Annotated in this window: 20 protein-coding genes; 10 read left to right on the top strand and 10 right to left on the bottom strand. The window is 43.1% G+C overall.

What is annotated here, in order from left to right:
- Positions 1-19 precede the first annotated feature (19 nt).
- Positions 20-325 (top strand): YkgJ family cysteine cluster protein, encoded by a 306-nt coding sequence (locus tag L4D78_RS09985; RefSeq protein ID WP_428455456.1) that lies wholly within the window; start codon positions 20-22, stop codon positions 323-325.
- Positions 326-396: 71 nt separating this feature from the next.
- Here L4D78_RS09985 and L4D78_RS09980 read toward each other — a convergent pair whose 3' ends face one another.
- Complete coding sequence (locus L4D78_RS09980; RefSeq protein ID WP_428466778.1) at positions 397-1,020, bottom strand: PEP-CTERM sorting domain-containing protein; 624 nt, start codon at positions 1,018-1,020, stop codon at positions 397-399.
- A 326-nt stretch (positions 1,021-1,346) separates the two neighbouring features.
- Positions 1,347-2,468 (bottom strand): hypothetical protein, encoded by a 1,122-nt coding sequence (locus L4D78_RS09975; RefSeq protein WP_428466777.1) that lies wholly within the window; start codon positions 2,466-2,468, stop codon positions 1,347-1,349.
- 312 nt (positions 2,469-2,780) lie between these two features.
- Here L4D78_RS09975 and L4D78_RS09970 point away from each other — a divergent pair, with 312 nt between their 5' ends.
- Positions 2,781-3,059, top strand: coding sequence for a hypothetical protein (locus L4D78_RS09970; protein WP_428466776.1), 279 nt, complete (start codon positions 2,781-2,783; stop codon positions 3,057-3,059).
- Positions 3,060-3,164: 105 nt separating this feature from the next.
- Here the strand turns inward: L4D78_RS09970 and L4D78_RS09965 are convergent, their stop codons facing one another.
- From L4D78_RS09965 to L4D78_RS09945, 5 genes are read right to left on the bottom strand one after another with little or no spacing between them, the layout of a single operon-like run.
- Complete coding sequence (locus tag L4D78_RS09965; protein WP_428466775.1) at positions 3,165-4,112, bottom strand: hydroxymethylglutaryl-CoA lyase; 948 nt, start codon at positions 4,110-4,112, stop codon at positions 3,165-3,167.
- Complete coding sequence (locus L4D78_RS09960) at positions 4,105-4,932, bottom strand: enoyl-CoA hydratase-related protein (protein ID WP_428466774.1); 828 nt, start codon at positions 4,930-4,932, stop codon at positions 4,105-4,107. The genes L4D78_RS09965 and L4D78_RS09960 overlap by 8 nt, the downstream gene beginning before the upstream one ends.
- Before the next feature lie 17 nt (positions 4,933-4,949).
- A complete protein-coding gene (locus tag L4D78_RS09955; RefSeq protein WP_428466773.1) occupies positions 4,950-6,554 on the bottom strand; it encodes a carboxyl transferase domain-containing protein in 1,605 nt (534 codons plus the stop codon).
- Between the two features lie 9 nt (positions 6,555-6,563).
- Positions 6,564-7,733, bottom strand: coding sequence for an isovaleryl-CoA dehydrogenase (locus L4D78_RS09950; protein ID WP_428466772.1), 1,170 nt, complete (start codon positions 7,731-7,733; stop codon positions 6,564-6,566).
- 52 nt (positions 7,734-7,785) lie between these two features.
- Positions 7,786-8,163 (bottom strand): MerR family transcriptional regulator, encoded by a 378-nt coding sequence (locus tag L4D78_RS09945; protein ID WP_428466771.1) that lies wholly within the window; start codon positions 8,161-8,163, stop codon positions 7,786-7,788.
- 238 nt (positions 8,164-8,401) lie between these two features.
- Here L4D78_RS09945 and L4D78_RS09940 point away from each other — a divergent pair, with 238 nt between their 5' ends.
- The 7 genes from L4D78_RS09940 to L4D78_RS09910 all read left to right on the top strand — a co-directional run bounded on the left by L4D78_RS09940 (position 8,402) and on the right by L4D78_RS09910 (position 16,136).
- Entirely contained in the window at positions 8,402-9,625 is a 1,224-nt protein-coding gene (locus L4D78_RS09940; RefSeq protein ID WP_428466770.1) for a thiolase family protein, read from the top strand.
- A gap of 29 nt (positions 9,626-9,654) precedes the next feature.
- Positions 9,655-11,163, top strand: a complete 1,509-nt coding sequence (locus L4D78_RS09935; RefSeq protein ID WP_428466769.1) for a CoA-acylating methylmalonate-semialdehyde dehydrogenase — start codon at positions 9,655-9,657, stop codon at positions 11,161-11,163.
- 36 nt (positions 11,164-11,199) lie between these two features.
- Positions 11,200-12,366 carry an acyl-CoA dehydrogenase family protein gene (locus L4D78_RS09930; RefSeq protein ID WP_428466768.1) on the top strand — a complete coding sequence of 389 codons (1,167 nt, stop codon included), beginning with the start codon at positions 11,200-11,202 and terminating at the stop codon, positions 12,364-12,366.
- A gap of 77 nt (positions 12,367-12,443) precedes the next feature.
- The gene (locus L4D78_RS09925; protein ID WP_428466767.1) at positions 12,444-13,247 is read left to right on the top strand and encodes an enoyl-CoA hydratase; all 804 of its coding nucleotides are present in this window, start codon (positions 12,444-12,446) and stop codon (positions 13,245-13,247) included.
- A 23-nt stretch (positions 13,248-13,270) separates the two neighbouring features.
- Entirely contained in the window at positions 13,271-14,410 is a 1,140-nt protein-coding gene (locus L4D78_RS09920) for an enoyl-CoA hydratase/isomerase family protein (RefSeq protein ID WP_428466766.1), read from the top strand.
- Between the two features lie 18 nt (positions 14,411-14,428).
- Complete coding sequence (gene mmsB / locus L4D78_RS09915) at positions 14,429-15,331, top strand: 3-hydroxyisobutyrate dehydrogenase (RefSeq protein ID WP_428466765.1); 903 nt, start codon at positions 14,429-14,431, stop codon at positions 15,329-15,331.
- 46 nt (positions 15,332-15,377) lie between these two features.
- The gene (locus tag L4D78_RS09910) at positions 15,378-16,136 is read left to right on the top strand and encodes an SDR family oxidoreductase (protein WP_428466764.1); all 759 of its coding nucleotides are present in this window, start codon (positions 15,378-15,380) and stop codon (positions 16,134-16,136) included.
- A gap of 6 nt (positions 16,137-16,142) precedes the next feature.
- Here the strand turns inward: L4D78_RS09910 and L4D78_RS09905 are convergent, their stop codons facing one another.
- Both L4D78_RS09905 and L4D78_RS09900 read right to left on the bottom strand, forming a co-directional pair.
- Positions 16,143-16,250 (bottom strand): 3-ketoacyl-ACP reductase, encoded by a 108-nt coding sequence (locus tag L4D78_RS09905; RefSeq protein WP_428460098.1) that lies wholly within the window; start codon positions 16,248-16,250, stop codon positions 16,143-16,145.
- 115 nt (positions 16,251-16,365) lie between these two features.
- Positions 16,366-16,881: an NUDIX hydrolase gene (locus L4D78_RS09900; RefSeq protein ID WP_428466763.1), complete on the bottom strand. Its 516-nt coding sequence runs from the start codon at positions 16,879-16,881 to the stop codon at positions 16,366-16,368.
- Positions 16,882-17,123: 242 nt separating this feature from the next.
- Between L4D78_RS09900 and L4D78_RS09895 the strand changes: the two genes are divergently transcribed.
- Positions 17,124-17,648: a hypothetical protein gene (locus L4D78_RS09895; protein WP_428466809.1), complete on the top strand. Its 525-nt coding sequence runs from the start codon at positions 17,124-17,126 to the stop codon at positions 17,646-17,648.
- 187 nt (positions 17,649-17,835) lie between these two features.
- Here L4D78_RS09895 and L4D78_RS09890 read toward each other — a convergent pair whose 3' ends face one another.
- Complete coding sequence (locus L4D78_RS09890; RefSeq protein WP_428466762.1) at positions 17,836-18,270, bottom strand: carboxymuconolactone decarboxylase family protein; 435 nt, start codon at positions 18,268-18,270, stop codon at positions 17,836-17,838.
- Positions 18,271-18,374: the final 104 nt, after the last annotated feature.

The following is an 18,374-nucleotide window of genomic DNA, read 5'->3' as shown; positions in this document are numbered from 1 at the left end:
GTGATTATTGTAGCTAGCCATGACTATTGATATTAAAAACGTAACTGAACCCGAAGTAACCTGCTCTAACTGTCAGGCTTGTTGCTGCCGTCTAGAAGTGATGATCATTACTGATACTGGTGTGCCAGAAGAACATATAAAGCTGGACGAGTGGGGTGGTGAAACGATGTTACGATTAGATGACGGTTGGTGCTCAGCGTTAGATCGGGATACGTTCATGTGTACTATCTACGAAAATCGACCTTGGATCTGTCGTGAGTTTGAAATGGGTTCGTATGAATGCGTCAATGAACGAATTGAAGGTAAGATTGATCCCGCTCGTTAACTTGTTTTATTGAATGCCCACTATTTATTATGGGCGTTCAAAGATAAAATGATAATTCCCTTAATGCTAATTTATTTATTGTTTATATGCTGAACCTTATTCACTTTCCTTCTTCTAATCGTAAACCCAATACTTGATAAACCTAGCCATAAGAATGCAAGTGCTGAAGGCTCAGGAACATAAGCGGTATGCTCAATATCGCTAATTATAATATTGTCAAAATACGCATCTTCAGCATTAGGACCCGCACCGTTCCAATCTTGAAATTTAACTCTTAATGTATTTGATGTTATTTCAAAACTGTGCGTATGCCACTGATTATCATCAATTAACTCCCTTGGCCAATGTACATTATGATGAATTTGAGTACCAATCCACCCTATCGGTGAAAAGTGAACATATCCGCCACAGCTACTTCCCCCACAAGTCCCTAAATAATCAAAAGATACAAAAAACTTTCCAGTTCCACTCGTGAATATATCGGTATATAAATCATTACCGCCAGCGGTTCGTGTAAAATTAACTGCGTTATCCCCTTGAAGAGGATCAGTCACAACTTGGCCACTCGAATTGCCAGTCCATCCACTGCTTCCTCCTGTTACTAATCCACCTTCAAAATCTTCATTTAAAAAGACAGTCGCCTGTACCGTTGAAATTGACGTAATAGCTAGAATAAATAAAAGTTGTTTAAACATATTGAGCCTTCCATCGTTGGCATTAATGTAATGTGTGTGCCCTAAAAGATAGGCAACATGTAGGCCAATATTTACAATCATGGTATTTGTTTATAAAACAAGCGCTTATTATTAATTGTTTATACGGATAAGTATCTAAAGATAAAAATCGATATTGAAAATACTCGTAATATGGGAATTACAATTTGCAAAATAAAAGTACTTTGCGATGACGTAGTGGTCAGCATCAAATTAAACGTAACTTACTCGGTGCTTTGCTATGGCGTATAGAGGGAGGGCTAGGATAAAGTGAGAACTTCTTCGACCATTACCGTTATCAGTGATTGCTAAAGCGTTGGTGTCGGAATTTTTCTTGCTAGGCGATCTATACCGCCTTCTGCTGTGAAAAACATCTCGATCTCAAGTATTACGCCAGGATTCACCTTGTAATTAAATTCATCTTGAAAGTCGAGTTCTGGGGTAACGGTTAAGTATAACCAGTCTTTATATAACCGATGCTTCCAACCAATAGAAACCCACGAGTTAGTGATTGAATAATTAGGACGAGAATCAGCGCTGATACCGATGCTGTACTGAAGTAGGTTACTTTCATCGATTCGGTCAAAAATTTCAGCTTGTTGAACAAACTCCCAGTTGTCATCTTCATCGAGGAACTGGGCGCTTGAGCTCAGTTTTAATATTGTGTCCGGGTCTTCAACGGTGGAAAAATAGAAGTTAAACGATGTTATTGCCCCTGGGCCTTTATTGTGAAAATAAAAGACTTCTTGCTTGATTCTTGTCGTCCAATTACTGCTTATTTTATCCACCCTGTGTACATTAGCACGAGTAAATGGGTCGAGAGGGAGTTTGATTTTTAACCCAACATCAAAGTCAGCATTCCAATTTCCCCATTGCCTGTCTTGTAATCGAAAGCCCCCAACAGCGCCTGATAGACTGCTATCACTGCTGTCGCTTATCCCTCTTTGTTTATCTTCTAATCGGTCGAAATCGTCTGGGTCCGTTTCAAAGATGACTTTCCAGCGCTTTTCTGTGTGTGGCAAGTCTATTTTTAATTTGATACTAGCATCAATGTCTGAATATTCTCGATGGCTGTAGCGAGGCTTTAATTTTATTTTTAAGTAACTACGATTCTGCATTGGCATTTCATCATCCTCTTTACCAATAAAATGGTCAAAGGATGAACCATAACTATGGATACTATCTGAAATCGAATCTTGAGTTTCATCTATCCATGCTTGAAATTCATTATCATTTTTTGCGTATATAAACGTCTTAACGTTGTCGTCATCACGATAGATTGAAAAAGATGTTTGCTTGTAAGAGCTAATTTCGTCAAAGACGGCAGCTTGTGAATTGTAAGTAAATAATACTAAAAATAGTAGAATAACGTATGCTGATTCCCTTTTGAGCAAGAGAAATTGGTTAAGCGGGAACGATAAAAATGCCATTATTCCCCCATACGTACAAAGACTTAGTCTTATAATCAATAATATCTATTATAGTTCTTTCTTCATGATGAAACGGCATATTTAATATTATTAGAAAAATGAGATCTTATTCTAAAAAATGAACCTACCTGTTTAGTCATTTTAGCTCTTTATCGGGTTTTTACTAACTATATTCTATTTAAAACAAATATTTATATTGATGTATTTCTTACTTGTTACACTTTTTCTGCTTGTCTGAAGCACAACTTTTTCAACTACACTATTTGTGTCTTTGATTTTTTACATGCGTGACTGTAATTTTGGAGTATGGAAATGGATAACTCAGATTTTGATGGAATTAAGCGTGACATTTCTTTAACGGTTCATGATATTTTTGAAAACTTTGAAGAAGATAACAACTGCCTACCTACCATAGAGGAGTTTAGAGTCTTATTTAATGGTCATGCAGAACAATACATAGGCCCCATGGATCAATTAAAAATTGAAGGTAGCAATCATCACCATGAAAAGCGTATCGAGCGGGAACAAAAATTATGGCGTGCTGTGAATGAATTAGAAGCTGAACAACGGTTTTTGCGGAATGATTACTAGTTAAATGGTAATTGTTGATATGAGTTAACGTGTTATGAAATGGTTTAACCCGAGTCACCCCAGTTCTCCTTGAGCCAATTTGTTACACCATGTTGGGTTTAATTTTCAGTAGTGAGAATTAAACCCTTTTTTATATTGGGCCAATAATGCAAGAGACACATTTGAATGAGGTACTTTATTCAATTGATGGCAAATATCCCAGCCCGCTTGGGCGATAACATTGATATCGATACCAGTATTAATGCCAAGCTCATGACAAAGATAAAGCACATCTTCAGTTGCTACATTTCCACTTGCTCCTTCTGCGTAAGGGCATCCACCTAATCCAGCTGTACTACTGTCTATTGTTGTAATCCCCATAGTGATGGCTTGATAAATATTAGCTAGAGCCTGCCCCCAAGTGTTATGAAAATGCACCGCCAGTCTATGTGTATCAACTTGCTTATAGGTTGCTTCTAATACTTTTGCCACCCTGATTGGAGTACCAGTGCCAATCGTGTCGCCTAGCGATACTTCATAGCAGCCTAAATCAATGAGTGACTTAGCAACAGCTGCGACTTGATTGGGTGACGTTTTACCGTCGTAGGGGCAATCGCAGATACAGGATAAATACCCTCGAACAGGGATCTGATGAAGCTTTGCCAATGCTATTACAGACTCAAAGCGTTTGAGGCTATCTGAAATTGAGCAGTTGATGTTTCTTTGGCTAAAGGTTTCTGAAGCGGAACCAAAAATGGCAATCTCATTAGCATTGGCTTGTAGTGCCATTTCAAAGCCTTGTATATTCGGGGTTAAAGCCGAGTAGTTCACACCAATGTGTCTTTCTATTTGCTGTAATACGTTGGCAGAATCGGCCATTTGAGGGACGCGTTTAGCTGAAACAAATGAGCCTGCTTCTATATGGGTTAAGCCTGATTTCGAGAGGGCATTAATGAATGCGATTTTATGTTCTGTATTTATCAACGGCTCATTTTGCAGACCATCTCGTGCACCGACTTCAAAGATTGTCACCTCCTTAGGAAGGTTTGCCTGATCTAGTCGGTAGTTATTCATCTTTCGTCACCCATGTCGGCTGACGCTTATCTATAAATGCCGTGAGTCCTTCTTGTCCTTCTGGTGATGTTCTTACCCTAGCTATTAGTTCAGAAGTAAAGGAATACAGTCTTTCTGGGATTGGGTCGCAATCCAGACATAATTGCTTTGCAATCGATACAGCCACAGGGGCATTAAGCAGAATATGCATGATGAGATTTTGGCTTTGTACTTTCAGGGCAAGTGCATCAGCTACAACACTATGAACGATACCTAGCTGGAGCGATGTTGCTGCATCAAATGTCTCGGCGGTAAGCATATAGCGTCTTGCTTGCCGTTGACCAATAACTCGAATAACATAAGGCGCAATGGTTGCGGGGACAAGACCAATTTTGACCTCACTAAAACAGAAAATGCTATCTTGCTGAGCCATCACGATATCACAGCAACAGATTAAGCCTAAAGCACCACCAAAAGCGCTTCCTTGAACCAATGCGAGGGTTGGGTGTGGAAAAGTATCCAAGTCACGTAATAAGGCTGAAAGTTGTTCCGCATCAGCATTATTTTCACTTTTTGATTGGTTTACCATCGACTGCATCCACTCAAGATCAGCCCCTGCGCTAAAAAACTTACCATTAGCTTGTAGCACTAACGCTTTTATATCTCGCTGTTTATTCAGGGCTTCAAGGAACTGCCGCAGTGTAGCAATACAGTCGGCATTAAATGCATTGTGTTTCTTGGTACGGTTCAACGTGATAGTCGCTAGACCGTGCTCATCAACATGGCAGAGGATGTCATCATCATTGTTTTTGTGAAGTTGTTTGTTCGCTAACGTCGACATAGCAGGTGCTCTCTGTTTTACATACGGAAAATACCAAATGTGCTGTTGGGAATCGGGGCTCGGCGTGATGCCGCTAAAGCTTGGCCGACAATTTCGCGGGTTTGTCGCGGATCAATGATGCCGTCATCCCATAACCGAGCGCTGGCAAAGTAGGGGGATCCTTGTTCTTCATATAAATCGCGAATAGGTTGTTTAAGCGCTTCTTCCTGATCGGGTGTCCACGGTTCACCTTTCTGTGCTTTGTTATCCTTGGTGACTTGCGCTAAAACCCCTGCAGCTTGTTCTCCGCCCATCACTGATATTCGGGCATTTGGCCACATCCAAATCATGGTGGGATCATAGGCTCGCCCGCACATACCGTAATTACCTGCACCGTATGAACCGCCAACAATCACAGTGAATTTAGGTACATCAGCGCAAGCCACAGCCATTACCATTTTAGCGCCATGTTTGGCGATACCTTCAGACTCCATTTTTTTACCGACCATAAAACCGGTAATGTTTTGTAAGAATAAGAGAGGTATTTTCCGTTTTGCGCAGATCTCAATAAAGTGTGCGCCTTTTTGTGCTGACTCTGAAAATAGAATGCCGTTATTTGCAACTATGCCTATTGGCATACCATAAAGTTTGGCAAAGCCGCATACCAGTGTGGAGCCATAAAGCGCTTTAAATTCATCAAACTCAGAGCCATCAACAATGCGTGCAATCACCTCTTTTATATTGATGGGGGTACGTAAATCAGCGCCAACAATCCCGAATAATTCATCAACGGAATATCGCGGGGACGGGGCGTTTTTTTTGATGCTTGGAATCGCTTCTAGGCCAGTATTGCTAACGGCTTGCTTGGTGAGCTCAAGCGCATGATCTTCATCATGGGCGTAATAGTCTGCAACCCCAGATATTTTGCAGTGCACAAAGGCACCGCCCAACTCTTCAGCGGTCACGATTTCACCCGTTGCTGCTTTTACAAGGGGCGGGCCAGCTAAGAATATCGTCCCTTGTTCTTTGACAATAATTGATACATCAGCCATTGCAGGTACGTAGGCACCACCAGCGGTGCATGAGCCAAGTACAACCGCGATTTGTGGGATCCCTTTGGCAGACATGCGCGCTTGATTGAAAAAAATTCGGCCAAAGTGGTCTCGGTCAGGAAAAACATCGGCTTGATGGGGAAGGTTGGCACCGCCGGAATCAACAAGGTACACACAAGGTAAATGGCAGCGTTCGGCAATTTCTTGAGCTCGTAGGTGCTTCTTCACGGTGAGTGGGTAATATGTACCGCCCTTTACGGAAGGATCGTTGGCGACAATCATGCAATCAATGCCTTCAATACGCCCTATACCAGCAACGACACCGGCACAGGGAATATCATCGTCATATATTTTCCAAGCGGCGAACTGGCCGATTTCAAGAAAGCGGCTATCAGGATCTAATAACATGTCGATACGCGTTCGTACCGGGTATTTCCCTTTCTTTTTTTGCTTTTTGAGCGATTCAATACCGCCACCTTGTTTGAGGCTTGCAACATGAGTTTGGAATTCATCAACAAGAGTCGCCATGTCTCGGTAATTATCGCGGTAAAATACATCATCACGATTGATCGCTGTTTGTATAATCGCCATTGAATATCCTTATTTTGACTCTTCAAATAATTCACGGCCAATTAACATGCGGCGAATTTCTGATGTACCTGCACCAATCTCGTAAAGTTTGGCATCACGGAGTAGCCGGCCTGCGGGAAATTCATTGATATAGCCATTACCGCCAAGCAATTGGATAGTGTCTAGGGCTAACTGTGTTGCAAGTTCCGCTGCGTATAGGATGGCACCCGCCGCATCTTTTCGAGTTGCCTCTCCACGATCGCAAGCTGCGGCGACAGTATAAATATAGGCACGGGCTGCATTGGTTCGGGTATACATATCGGCAACTTTACCTTGCACTAACTGAAATTCACCGATGGATTGGCCAAATTGTTTTCTGTCGTGAATGTAAGGTAATACAACATCAAGGCAGGCCCGCATGATACCCAGAGGCCCTGCTGCCAATACAATGCGTTCATAATCAAGACCACTCATTAACACATTGACGCCGTGGTTAAGCTCACCCAGTAGATTTTCGTGCGGTACAACACAATTCTCAAATACCAGCTCACAGGTATTTGACCCACGCATACCTAACTTATCGAGTTTTTGGGCATGACTAAAACCGGAGAAATCGCTTTCGATAATAAAAGCTGAAATACCATGTGAACCTTCAGCTGGTGATGTTTTGGCGTAAACCACAATGGTGTGGGCATCAGGCCCATTAGTGATCCACATTTTGCTGCCGTTTAAGATGTAATGATCACCATTATCTTCCGCTCGCAATTGCATGCTAACAACGTCAGAGCCTGCATTGGCTTCGCTCATCGCGAGTGCCCCAATGTGCTCGCCGGAAACGAGTTTCGGTAAATATTTGGCTTTCTGATCTGGAGTACCATGACGGTAAATTTGATTCACGCAAAGGTTGGAGTGCGCTCCATAACTAAGACCAACAGAAGCTGACGCACGGCTTATTTCTTCCATCGCGATGACATGTGAGAGGTAGCCCATGCTGGCTCCCCCATATTGCTCACTGATCGTCACACCGAGTAATCCCATTTCACCCAGCAAAGGCCAGAGTTGGTTGGGAAATTGGTTATCTCGATCAATATGGGCGGCAAGTGGAGCAATGGTATCTTGAGCAAAATGATTCACTTGCTCGCGGAGCATGTCATTGGTCTCGCCTAATCCGAAATTGAGTGCGGTGAACATATCATTCATACGAGCTCCAAAAGGCAGTTAGGTTGCTTTTACTGTTACTCTGTAAATGCTGCTATTGACTAGCGTGGTTATTCAAGGCTTGTTGGCAGCGATTTTTTGCAAGCTTTAACTCATTCATCACGACATTAATATCTTCAAGTTGGCGCTGTAGTACTGCTTGCTTCGTGTCGATAATCGTTAACATTTTTGCCAGCTGTATTACGCTCTGATCTGTATCATACAGTTCAAAAAGCTCACGTATTTCGGCTAGTGAAAACCCGAGCCTTTTACCGCGTAAAATTAGTTTTAACCTGACTTTATCTCGTCGTTGGTAAATGCGGGCATTGCCTTGGCGATCAGGTTGTAACAACCCAACATCTTCATAAAACCGAATGCTGCGGGTTGTAATATCAAATTCTTTAGCAAGTTCACTAATCTTAAATGTCTCCACTTTGAACCGCCTCTTAGGTCAAACGACTGTGGTAGACCAATGACTTATCCAATTAAACGTATCGAGATAAACCACTCAGAACTCCTGTAACGGCAGTAATGTCACTGGATAACTAGGTTGACACTTTAGTGTGTTTCGTTCTTAACGTTTACGTAAATGTTAGTGCTATGCTTACGTAAACGTCAAGAAATCGAGTGCACAGTGCTACATGCTGCTCGGTAGATATGAGGACATGCTGATGAGTAAGGACGTGTGGGTTGTCGCGGCAAACAGAACGCCGATTTGCAGTTTTCAAGGACACTTTTCGTCATTAACCGCCCCTCAACTAGGCAGTGCAGCCATTGCGGGAATGCTTGAGCAAACAAGTGTTGAACCCGACCGGGTTAACGAAGTGTTTATGGGGAATGTGTTGTCGGCGGGGTGTGGTCAAGCACCAGCCAGACAGGCTGCGTTAGGTGCTGGTTTACCTGTTAGTATTGGTTGTACGACCTTGAACAAGGTATGTGGTTCGGGTATGAAAGCCGTTATGCTTGGCTATGACTCGATACTTCTTAATCGTAATCGCGTCGTCATTGCGGGGGGGATGGAAAGCATGACCAATGCGCCTTACCTGCAAAAACAAGCAAGAGCAGGACAGCGACTCGGCCATAACACCAGCTATGACCATATGTTTTTAGATGGCCTTGAAGATGCCTATGAAGGCAAACTCATGGGGGTGTATGCTCAAGCAACTGCCGAGAAAGAGCAGTTTACTCGGCAAAGTATGGATAAATGGGCTGTATTATCGGTGGAACGTGCATTACAGGCACAAGAATTAGGCTGGTTTAAAGATGAAATTGTGCCAGTTGATGTGGCGGTAAAGCCAAGCAAAAAAGGGAAAAGTGAATCACACCGCATTACTACTGACGAGCACCCACAAGAAATTAATATTACTAAAATACCTCAGCTGAGACCCGCTTTTTCACCTTCTGGAACCGTTACGGCAGCAAATTCAAGTTCGATTTCTGATGGTGCCGCAGCGCTGATGCTTATGGATGCTGAATCTGCTCGTCAAGAGGGGTTATCACCACTGGCAATCATTAAAGGCCATGCCAGTCATGCGCGTAAGCCTGCTGAATTTACGATAGCGCCAGCTTTCGCCATACAGCAGCTTCTTGACGATTTAAATTGGGCGGTAAATGACATTGATAGTTGGGAAATCAATGAAGCTTTTGCTGTTGTCACTCAAATTGTCATCAAGCATTTGGAATTAGCACCAGAGAAGGTGAATCCTGATGGTGGGGCATGTGCGCTAGGGCATCCCATTGGGGCGACAGGGGCACGAATATTAGTCACTTTGATCCATCGATTAAATCGTTTACAGCAAGCGACATCTAAACCCGCTAGAGGCATCGCTGCTTTATGCATTGGTGGCGGTGAAGCAACTGCAATGGCGTTGGAAGTACCTGTATCGACCAAGTAACCTGAATAATTGACTTTCTGGGGACGATAATGAGCAATTCAACAGCACCAAAAAAAGTTCCGTTATATATCAATGGTGAATTCAAGCAGTCAGCGTCGACTTCTTGGGTAGATGTTACCGATCCTGCTAGCAATGCTGCTATAGCACAAGTTCCACTGACCACCGACATTGAAATGCTTGAAGCGATTGAGAGTGCAAAGGCGATGTTTCAGTGCTGGAAAGATATTCCCACACCAGAACGAGCACGATTAATGTTGAATTATCAGCATGAATTAAAAGCCCATCACGATGAATTAGCAACATTGCTATCGAGTGAAACAGGCAAGAACTTTGCTGATGCAAAAGGTGATGTTTGGCGTGGAATTGAAGTGGTTGAACAAGCCGCCAATATAGCCAGTTTGATGATGGGTGAAACCGTTGAAAATGTTGCTACAGACATTGATTCCTACTCATTAATTCAGCCTCTAGGTGTTTGTTGTGGGATCACTCCATTTAATTTTCCAGCGATGATCCCACTGTGGATGTTTCCGATGGCAATAGCAGCAGGTAATACTTTTGTTTTAAAACCCTCAGAACAAGTCCCACTCACTGCAATGCGTTTGGCTGAGCTATTTGAGTTAGCAGGCGCACCCAAAGGTGTATTACAAATTGTGCATGGTGGAAAAGAGCAGGTAGATTACCTGCTTGCTCACCCAGACATTCGTACGGTGTCGTTTGTAGGTTCGGTACCTGTTGCTCAGTATATATATCGAACGGGAACTCAGCATTTTAAGCGAGTACAAGCATTTGCTGGGGCTAAAAATCACATGGTTGTAATGCCTGACGCCAATCACGAGCAAGTCGTGAATAACTTGGTTGGCTCATCTGTGGGTGCTGCGGGTCAACGGTGTATGGCGATTTCTGTTGCGGTGCTAGTGGGAGAGGCTAAATCCGTTATTCCAAAGCTGAAAACAGCGATGGAAAAAGTAAGGCCCGGCGCTTCGGGTGATGAAGGTGCTGCTTTTGGGCCTTTGATCAGCCAGCAAGCGAAACAGCGAGTCATTTCACTCATCGAAGAAGGCAAGCAGCAAGGTGCGGTTTGCGAGCTTGATGGTAGTAAGTGTGAAGTTGATGGTTATGCAGATGGCAATTGGGTTGGGCCGACACTGTTTTCAAGCGCTTCGACGGAGATGTCGATTTATAAACAAGAGATATTTGGTCCGGTTCTGGTGTGTATAGAGGTTGAAACTCTGGATGAGGCGATAGCACTGGTTAATCAGAATCCTTATGGCAACGGGACGTCGATATTTACAGCGTGCGGGGCTGCAGCAAGAAAGTATCAGCATCAAATTCAAGTTGGCCAAGTCGGTATTAATGTCCCCATTCCCGTGCCGTTACCTTTCTTTTCTTTTACAGGGTGGCGAGGCAGTTTTTATGGCGATCTTCATGCTTACGGTAAACAAGCTGTTCGTTTTTATACTGAAACAAAAACGATTACGGCACGTTGGTTTGATGAAGATATTCCAGAAGGTCCGAATATGACTATTCATCTAAGATAAATCAGTATGAGCCATTGATGACTCGAGGAATTGATTATGGATTTTGCGCTAAATGATGATCAACGTGCGTTCGCCAGTGCTGCAAGCCAATTTGCTCAAGAACAGTTAGCCCCCAATGCTGCACACTGGGATGAAACACAAACCTTCCCAAAAGATGTACTCCAACAAGCGGGTGAAATGGGTTTTTTAAGCCTTTACGTGCCAGAGTCTGAAGGGGGTTTGGGACTACCGCGCTTAGATGCATCAATTGTCTTTGAACATTTAGCAATGGGCTGTACATCAACCACCGCATTTATGACTATTCATAACATGGTGAGCTGGATGATTGCTAGCTTTGGCCAAGAGGTTGTGAAGCAACAATACTGCCCGAAGTTGATGACTGGTGAGCTGCTTGCATCCTACTGTTTAACGGAAGCGAATGCAGGATCAGACGCTGCATCTTTGACGACGTCAGCAGTAAAACAAGGTGAAAACTATATTATTAATGGTGCCAAAGCGTTTATCTCAGGAGCTGGCGAAACCGATGTTTTAGTGGTGATGGCTCGACTAAAGCATGATGAAAGTCATCCAAATTCGGAGGGAATAACCGCCTTTGTGGTGCCAGCCAATGCAGATGGTGTGAGTTATGGTAGGAAAGAGCCCAAAATGGGCTGGAATAGTCAACCCACACGCGCGGTTACTTTTGATCAGGTTGTGATTCCAGAGGTTAATCTCTTAGGCAAAGAAGGCGAAGGTTTTAAATATGCGATGAAAGGGCTAGATGGTGGCCGAATTAATATTGCGAGCTGTTCATTAGGTACGGCACAGCAGGCGCTGAATAACGCTAAGCAGTATGTTGAGGAACGTAAGCAATTTGGTAAACCGTTATCCCAATTTCAGACGGTCCAATTTTCACTCGCAGATATGACAACGGAATTGGTCGCGGCAAGGCAATTAGTACGCTACGCCGCTTATAAATTGGATCAATCAGACCCTGAAGCTTCTGTATATTGCGCAATGGCCAAACGGTTTGCAACCGATGTAGGCTTTAAAGTTTGTGACCAGGCACTGCAGCTATATGGTGGCTACGGTTATATCAAAGAGTACCCGATGGAGCGCTTTTTTAGAGATGTCCGCGTACATCAGATCCTTGAAGGCACCAATGAAATTATGAGATTGATTATTGCTCGACGTGTTCTGAGCGACGGTGTTGAGCTATTGTAACTCCGTCATCGTGCCTATTCTTGTCGTAACTATTGCAACCGAAATATCGGTTGATCGAATGAGTTAGGAGAACCTCTATGTCTATAGAAAGTGCTACGTCGAAAGAAGGCGCTACGGTACAGGTTACGATTAATAACCATGTAGCAGTTTTGACCATGAATAATCCGCCAGCGAATACATGGACAAAAGATAGTCTTAACCAGCTTAAAGAAGCTATTACTGCGTTAAATATCAATAAAAATGTTTATGCCTTGGTGATCACAGGCCAAGGTGAAAAGTTCTTTTCTGCTGGCGCTGATCTAAATGTGTTCGCCAGTGGCGATAAAGGCATTGCAATTGAAATGGCACAGGCGTTTGGAGCTGCATTTGAAACGCTTTCAGCATTTCGTGGTGTGTCTATTGCTGCGATTAATGGCTACGCAATGGGGGGCGGCCTTGAAGTTGCACTGGCTTGTGATATTCGTGTTGCAGAAGCACATGCAGTATTGGCTCTACCTGAAGCAAAAGTTGGTTTGTTGCCTTGTGCTGGTGGTACGCAAAACCTGACATGGTTGGTCGGCGAGGGGTGGGCAAAACGCATTATATTATGCGGCGAGAGAGTGACAGCGTCACAAGGTTTAGATATTGGATTAGTTGAAGAGGTCGTTGGCTCCGGTTTGGGGTTAGAAGCGGCGACCAAATTAACAGAATCGGTGGCACATCAATCACCTTCGTCTGTTACGGCTTGTAAAGAGCTCATTCAAAATTGCCGTTCTGCACCACTTCATCATGGCTTAATGAAAGAACGGGAATTGTTTATTCGATTGTTTGACACGAAAGATCAAAAAGAAGGCGTGAATGCTTTCTTAGAAAAACGCCCGCCTAAATGGATGAATGAATAATCTATTCAAATTAAGGAGCTGTGATGGACGCAAAAGTGAATATCAGTGAAATGGCTTGCCAAGATGGTCATCAAATTGGAGTCGCTGAACTTGATAACCCTGCATCACTCAACGCCCTTACCATGGGCATGTTAAGTCAATTATACGAAGCCTTATTGCACTGGCAGCATAATGATACGGTGAATTGTGTGTTTATACATGGAAAGGGGGAGAAAGCATTCTGTGCCGGCGGCGATGTACGAGCTATGTATCAAGTGATGGATGAAGCAATAGATCCGGATTCATCAAATAATAGTAAACATCAATCAGCTTCTTTTCTTACAGACTATTTTACGCTTGAGTATAAAACGGATTACTTGATCCATACGTACCCTAAGCCAATTATTGTTTGGGGGCAGGGAATTGTGATGGGAGGTGGTATTGGGCTTTATATCGGCGCAAGTCATCGAATTACAACCCCATCTTCACGTTTAGCTATGCCTGAAATAACGATTGGCTTGTATCCAGATGTTGGTGGTACATGGTTTCTCAACCACTTACCTCAAGGTGTTGGTTTGTTTTTGGGTTTAACAGGCGCGCCAGTTAATTCGACCGATGCTCTTGCCTTATCCATGGCTGAGCATATTTTACTACCTGAAGATAAAGCATCACTATTTAGCGCGCTGCAGCAGATTAATTGGGACGATGAAGACCCCGCCAAAAGTGTGACCAGCGCATTAGATTCTCTGGGTAAGAAAGCAATGTCTAGTCACCCTGAAAGTCAACTTCTGCCTCATCTTTCAAGTATTCAAGCTGCTTGTCAATATGGCTCGCTGGTAGAGATAGAGCAGCAAATCCATAATATTGAAGGTGACGATAAATGGCTGAAGCGCGCGCAATTAACGCTTGCTGAAGGAAGCCCTATTTCTGCCTATATCTGCTATCGCCAGCTGACTGAATTTCATTATGAATCATTAGCGGATTGCTTCCGGCTTGAGTTAACGCTGTCTGTTCGATGTGGGGAATTAGGTGAGTTTCATGAGGGTGTAAGAGCACGTCTAATTGATAAATGTGGACAACCTAACTGGCGCTTTTCCTCTATTCAAGCTGTTGATGAGTCGGTAATTGATCAGCTATTTACTCCATTATGGGCTGATTACGAACACCCGTTGCAAACGCTCTAATCGCGAGGTGACAAAAGTATGAAAATTGCATTTGTTGGACTAGGAAACATGGGTAACCCAATGGCGAGAAATTTGCTAAAAGCGGGTTGTGATGTGTCGGTATTTGATTTGAACCCAGCTGCGGCAAAAGAGCTAGAAGCTGACGGTGCTGTTGTTGCGTCAACGCTTGAGGCTGCAGTAAAAGATGTTGATACAGTGATTACCATGTTACCAGCAGGAGATCATGTACGTGCGGTCTATTTAGGAGACCATCATGGTGGCGTTGGTTTATTAAAAATGGTTGGAAAGGACACCTTTTTAATTGATTCATCAACGATAGATCCAGACTCGGCAAGGTTAGTAGCTTCAGAGGCACAAAAGCAAGGGCTAGAGTTTGTTGATGCACCTGTATCCGGTGGCGTAGCAGGCGCGAAAGCGGGCACGCTTACTTTTATTGTTGGAGGATCGGCTCAAGGGTTTCAGCAATCAAAAAACGTGCTGCAGTATGTAGGTAAAAATATCTTCCATGCCGGTAAAGCGGGCGATGGTCAGATGGCGAAAATATGTAATAACCTGATGCTTGGTATTCTAATGTCAGGCACTTGTGAAGCATTAAATCTAGGGATAGATAACGGTCTGGATCCACAGGTGCTATCAGATATTATGCTGCAAAGCTCGGGGCGTAATTGGGCCCTTGAATTATATAACCCATGCCCTGGTATTATGGAAAAAGCGCCCGCTTCAAATCAGTATCAACCGGGCTTCATGTCTAAATTGATGCTCAAAGATTTAGGGTTGGGAATCGAAGCTGCTACGCAGAGTCAATCTGCGATTCCTATGGGTACATTAGCCAGAAACCTATACGCTTTTCATAACGCTAATGGTAACGAACTATTAGATTTTTCAAGTCTGTTTGAGTTTTATCGTAAACCCAAGAAATAACATTAAGCAAAGCGAACCATTTTCTTTGATGTATTACGGGGGACATATGGATTTAAAACAATGCACAATCGCTATTACTGGCGCAGGTCAAGGCTTAGGGCAAATGATGGCGATTAGTTTGGCACAGGCTGGCGCAGATCTAGCTCTTATTGATCTTAATGAAGAAGGGTTAAAGCAAACACAGCAACAATGCCAAATGTTGAGCGCAAAAGCATTCACATACACCGCAGATGTGACTAATGAATCACAAGTTGAAACCGTTTTTAGCAGCATCATAGGCGATTTTGGTCAACTGAATGGCTTGGTAAATAATGCCGGTATTTTAAACGATGGTATGTTGATAAAAGTAAAAGATGGTCAGCTAACCAAGATGCCGTTAGAGCAGTTTAATGTTGTCATGAATGTTAATACAACAGGCACTTTCTTATGCGGACGTGAAGCTGCCGCTGCCATGGTTAACTCGGATAGCCGTGGTGTGATAATCAATATTTCCAGTGTTGCGCGGGCCGGTAATATTGGGCAAACAAATTACGCGGCTTCAAAGGCTGCGGTGGCAACAATGGCCGTTTGTTGGGCGAAAGAACTCGCTAAATATGGTATTCGTGCTGCTGCAATAGCGCCAGGCGTCGTTGATACAGCGATGGCAGATCAACTAAAGCCTGAGGCCGTTGAGCGATTGAAAAAAATGATCCCAGTCGGCCGAATCGGTGAGGCTAAGGAGATTGCCCATGCCGTGAAGTATATTTTTGAAAACGACTACTTTACAGGCCGAATACTGGAAGTTGATGGTGGGATGCGGATGTAACTGAGCTTAGTTGCCGTATACCATGACAAAAAGTGCCATACCACCACCAACAACAAACATTACCATAGCCATAATAGCGGCGACTTTATTAAGAACTGAAAATAGTTTGTCCATGTTTATATCCTTTAGCTTAGGTACGGTGCTGAAAGCAAGAATGCGGCGCAAAGATGCCACATTCTCGAGTAAATTGCGACTGTGTTTGGTTGCAAAGTGTGTCTTGCATGAAAAATTAGAGAAGACCCATAGCTTGCAGCTTTAAAAATGAAGCCAGTGTTTTTGCATCTTTGATGTCATTGCTGGCGACTTTAGCAAGGAACTCTGTAGTGGATAGGGTTACTATCTCAATGATTTCGTCGTCATCGAGTTCACCTTGGCAAGGTGATAGTCCCTTTGCCAAAAACAGGTATTGAACCTCGTCGCAAAAACCGGGGACAGGGAAAAGTTCGCCCAATGTTTTCCATTCATTGGCTCTGAGTTGTACTTCTTCCGCTAACTCGCGCTTGGCGCAGTCGAGGATATTTTCACTGTCTTCGAGTGTGCCTGCTGGAAATTCGAGAATCCAATCTTTAATCGCGGGGCGGAACTGATTCACCATAACCAAATCACCTTGTTCAGTGACAGGTACAATGATGACAGCTCCTGGATGTTTTACAGTCGTAAACTCGACGTTTCGACCATCAGGTAGCGTTTGGCTGGATTGCTCTACAGAAAAGCACTTCCACTGGCACAGGGTTTTTGTTGTCATTGCTATTACTTTAGGTACTGCGTGATGTAGTTGACTGTACTACCAATTAGACGAATAGGAAAGTAGAGCCAATCAGTTGTTATGGGCGAGTATATTACTTACACAGGGAAATGAAGTAGGAGACCTGTTAGTCATTAAATCATTAAGGGAGAAATGTTGTGAAGACTAACGCAATACAAGTATCTGTTATTTTATTAGTGGGGTGCGCTACTAATAATCAGCCTATCGCTGAGTACCAATCTATTTCTGAGAATCAATCAACTTCTGAGCAACACTCTATCGATGAGCAGCAATGTATCGGTGATACATATCTTTCTGGTGCTTTGGCTAAGGACTTTGAACCGATTGATGACGTCAATTTGTTAAACAAGGCACTGGGCGCGCCAGATGAAGGTGGGCTTTGCTCTGGACAAGTGTATATCAGCCAAGAACAGGCAGACATTGTCATAAACCGTGCGTGGAATAGTACTAACCCTGCGAGTAAATTGGGGCAGTGGTGGGCATTTAATACACCTAAAGGCAGTATTGCAAAGTACCGTGAAGATTACGAAATATGCTACCAATGGTCGCCGTTAGATAAAATGATCAGCTGTAAACTCAAACCGGGAACTAAAGTTGTCGTGGGAGCAGGGCAAAGTGCAAAATGTTCCGAGTATTTAAACTATCCCGTATCGGCACAGCAGCAAATATATATAGAAAATGCGAAAAGTGCGGTCTTAGAGTGTGTTGAGTTTGATGGACAATTTAGTTGGCAGCGGTCAGAGTGAGGTGTACATAAATGCTTGTCATTCATTCGCTATACCTAACTCATTTATGGCCCAAAGTTTGTTTCAGTCATCATGCTAGTCATCAGTTACGATAAAGTTCAAATATGGCTAACAAAATTAAAAAGGTACAGGCTCAGAGGGATTCTGTACCTTTTTAAGTAATAGTTGGTACGAATTCAAACTTTTACTAATGGGTCATCTTTGTTGCAAGTGCAAATCGATTCCATGCATTAATCATAATTACTTGCATCATCGATTGTGCAAGCAACTCTTCTCCCAGCAAGTCTAAGCATTGCTGGTAAGTCGTATCCGAAACACCAGCATTGGAAATCATTGTCATTTCGTCTGTCAATTTAAGTAATACCCGCTCCGTTTTATTAAACAGTGGCGACTCTTGCCATGCAGAGAGGGCAAACAGTTTCGGTTTTGAGATGCCAATCTTTAATGCTTCGGTCGTATGCATTTGGATACAATAAGAGCATTTGTTGATGATTGATGCCCTGATTTTAATCATTTCTTTTAATTCGCAAGATAACGCTGTGTCAGATAGATAACTTTCTATAGATAGCATTGCAGTTAAAGCGTTAGGCTGAATTTGAGCGAGATCGATACGTTTTGACATTTTTGCACCATTAATTTGATTGAAGAATATCGCGAACATTGCGATAGGGTTATTATGCATAATTCGATATGTGTGCAGAATACGTATAAAATCTGAATCAGTTG

The sequence above is a fragment of the Photobacterium minamisatsumaniensis genome (assembly GCF_050336695.1).
Taxonomy (GTDB): Bacteria; Pseudomonadota; Gammaproteobacteria; order Enterobacterales; family Vibrionaceae; genus Photobacterium; species Photobacterium minamisatsumaniensis.
The sequence above is the reverse complement of the archived record's forward strand: the minus strand, read 5'-3'. Positions and strand labels throughout refer to the sequence as shown.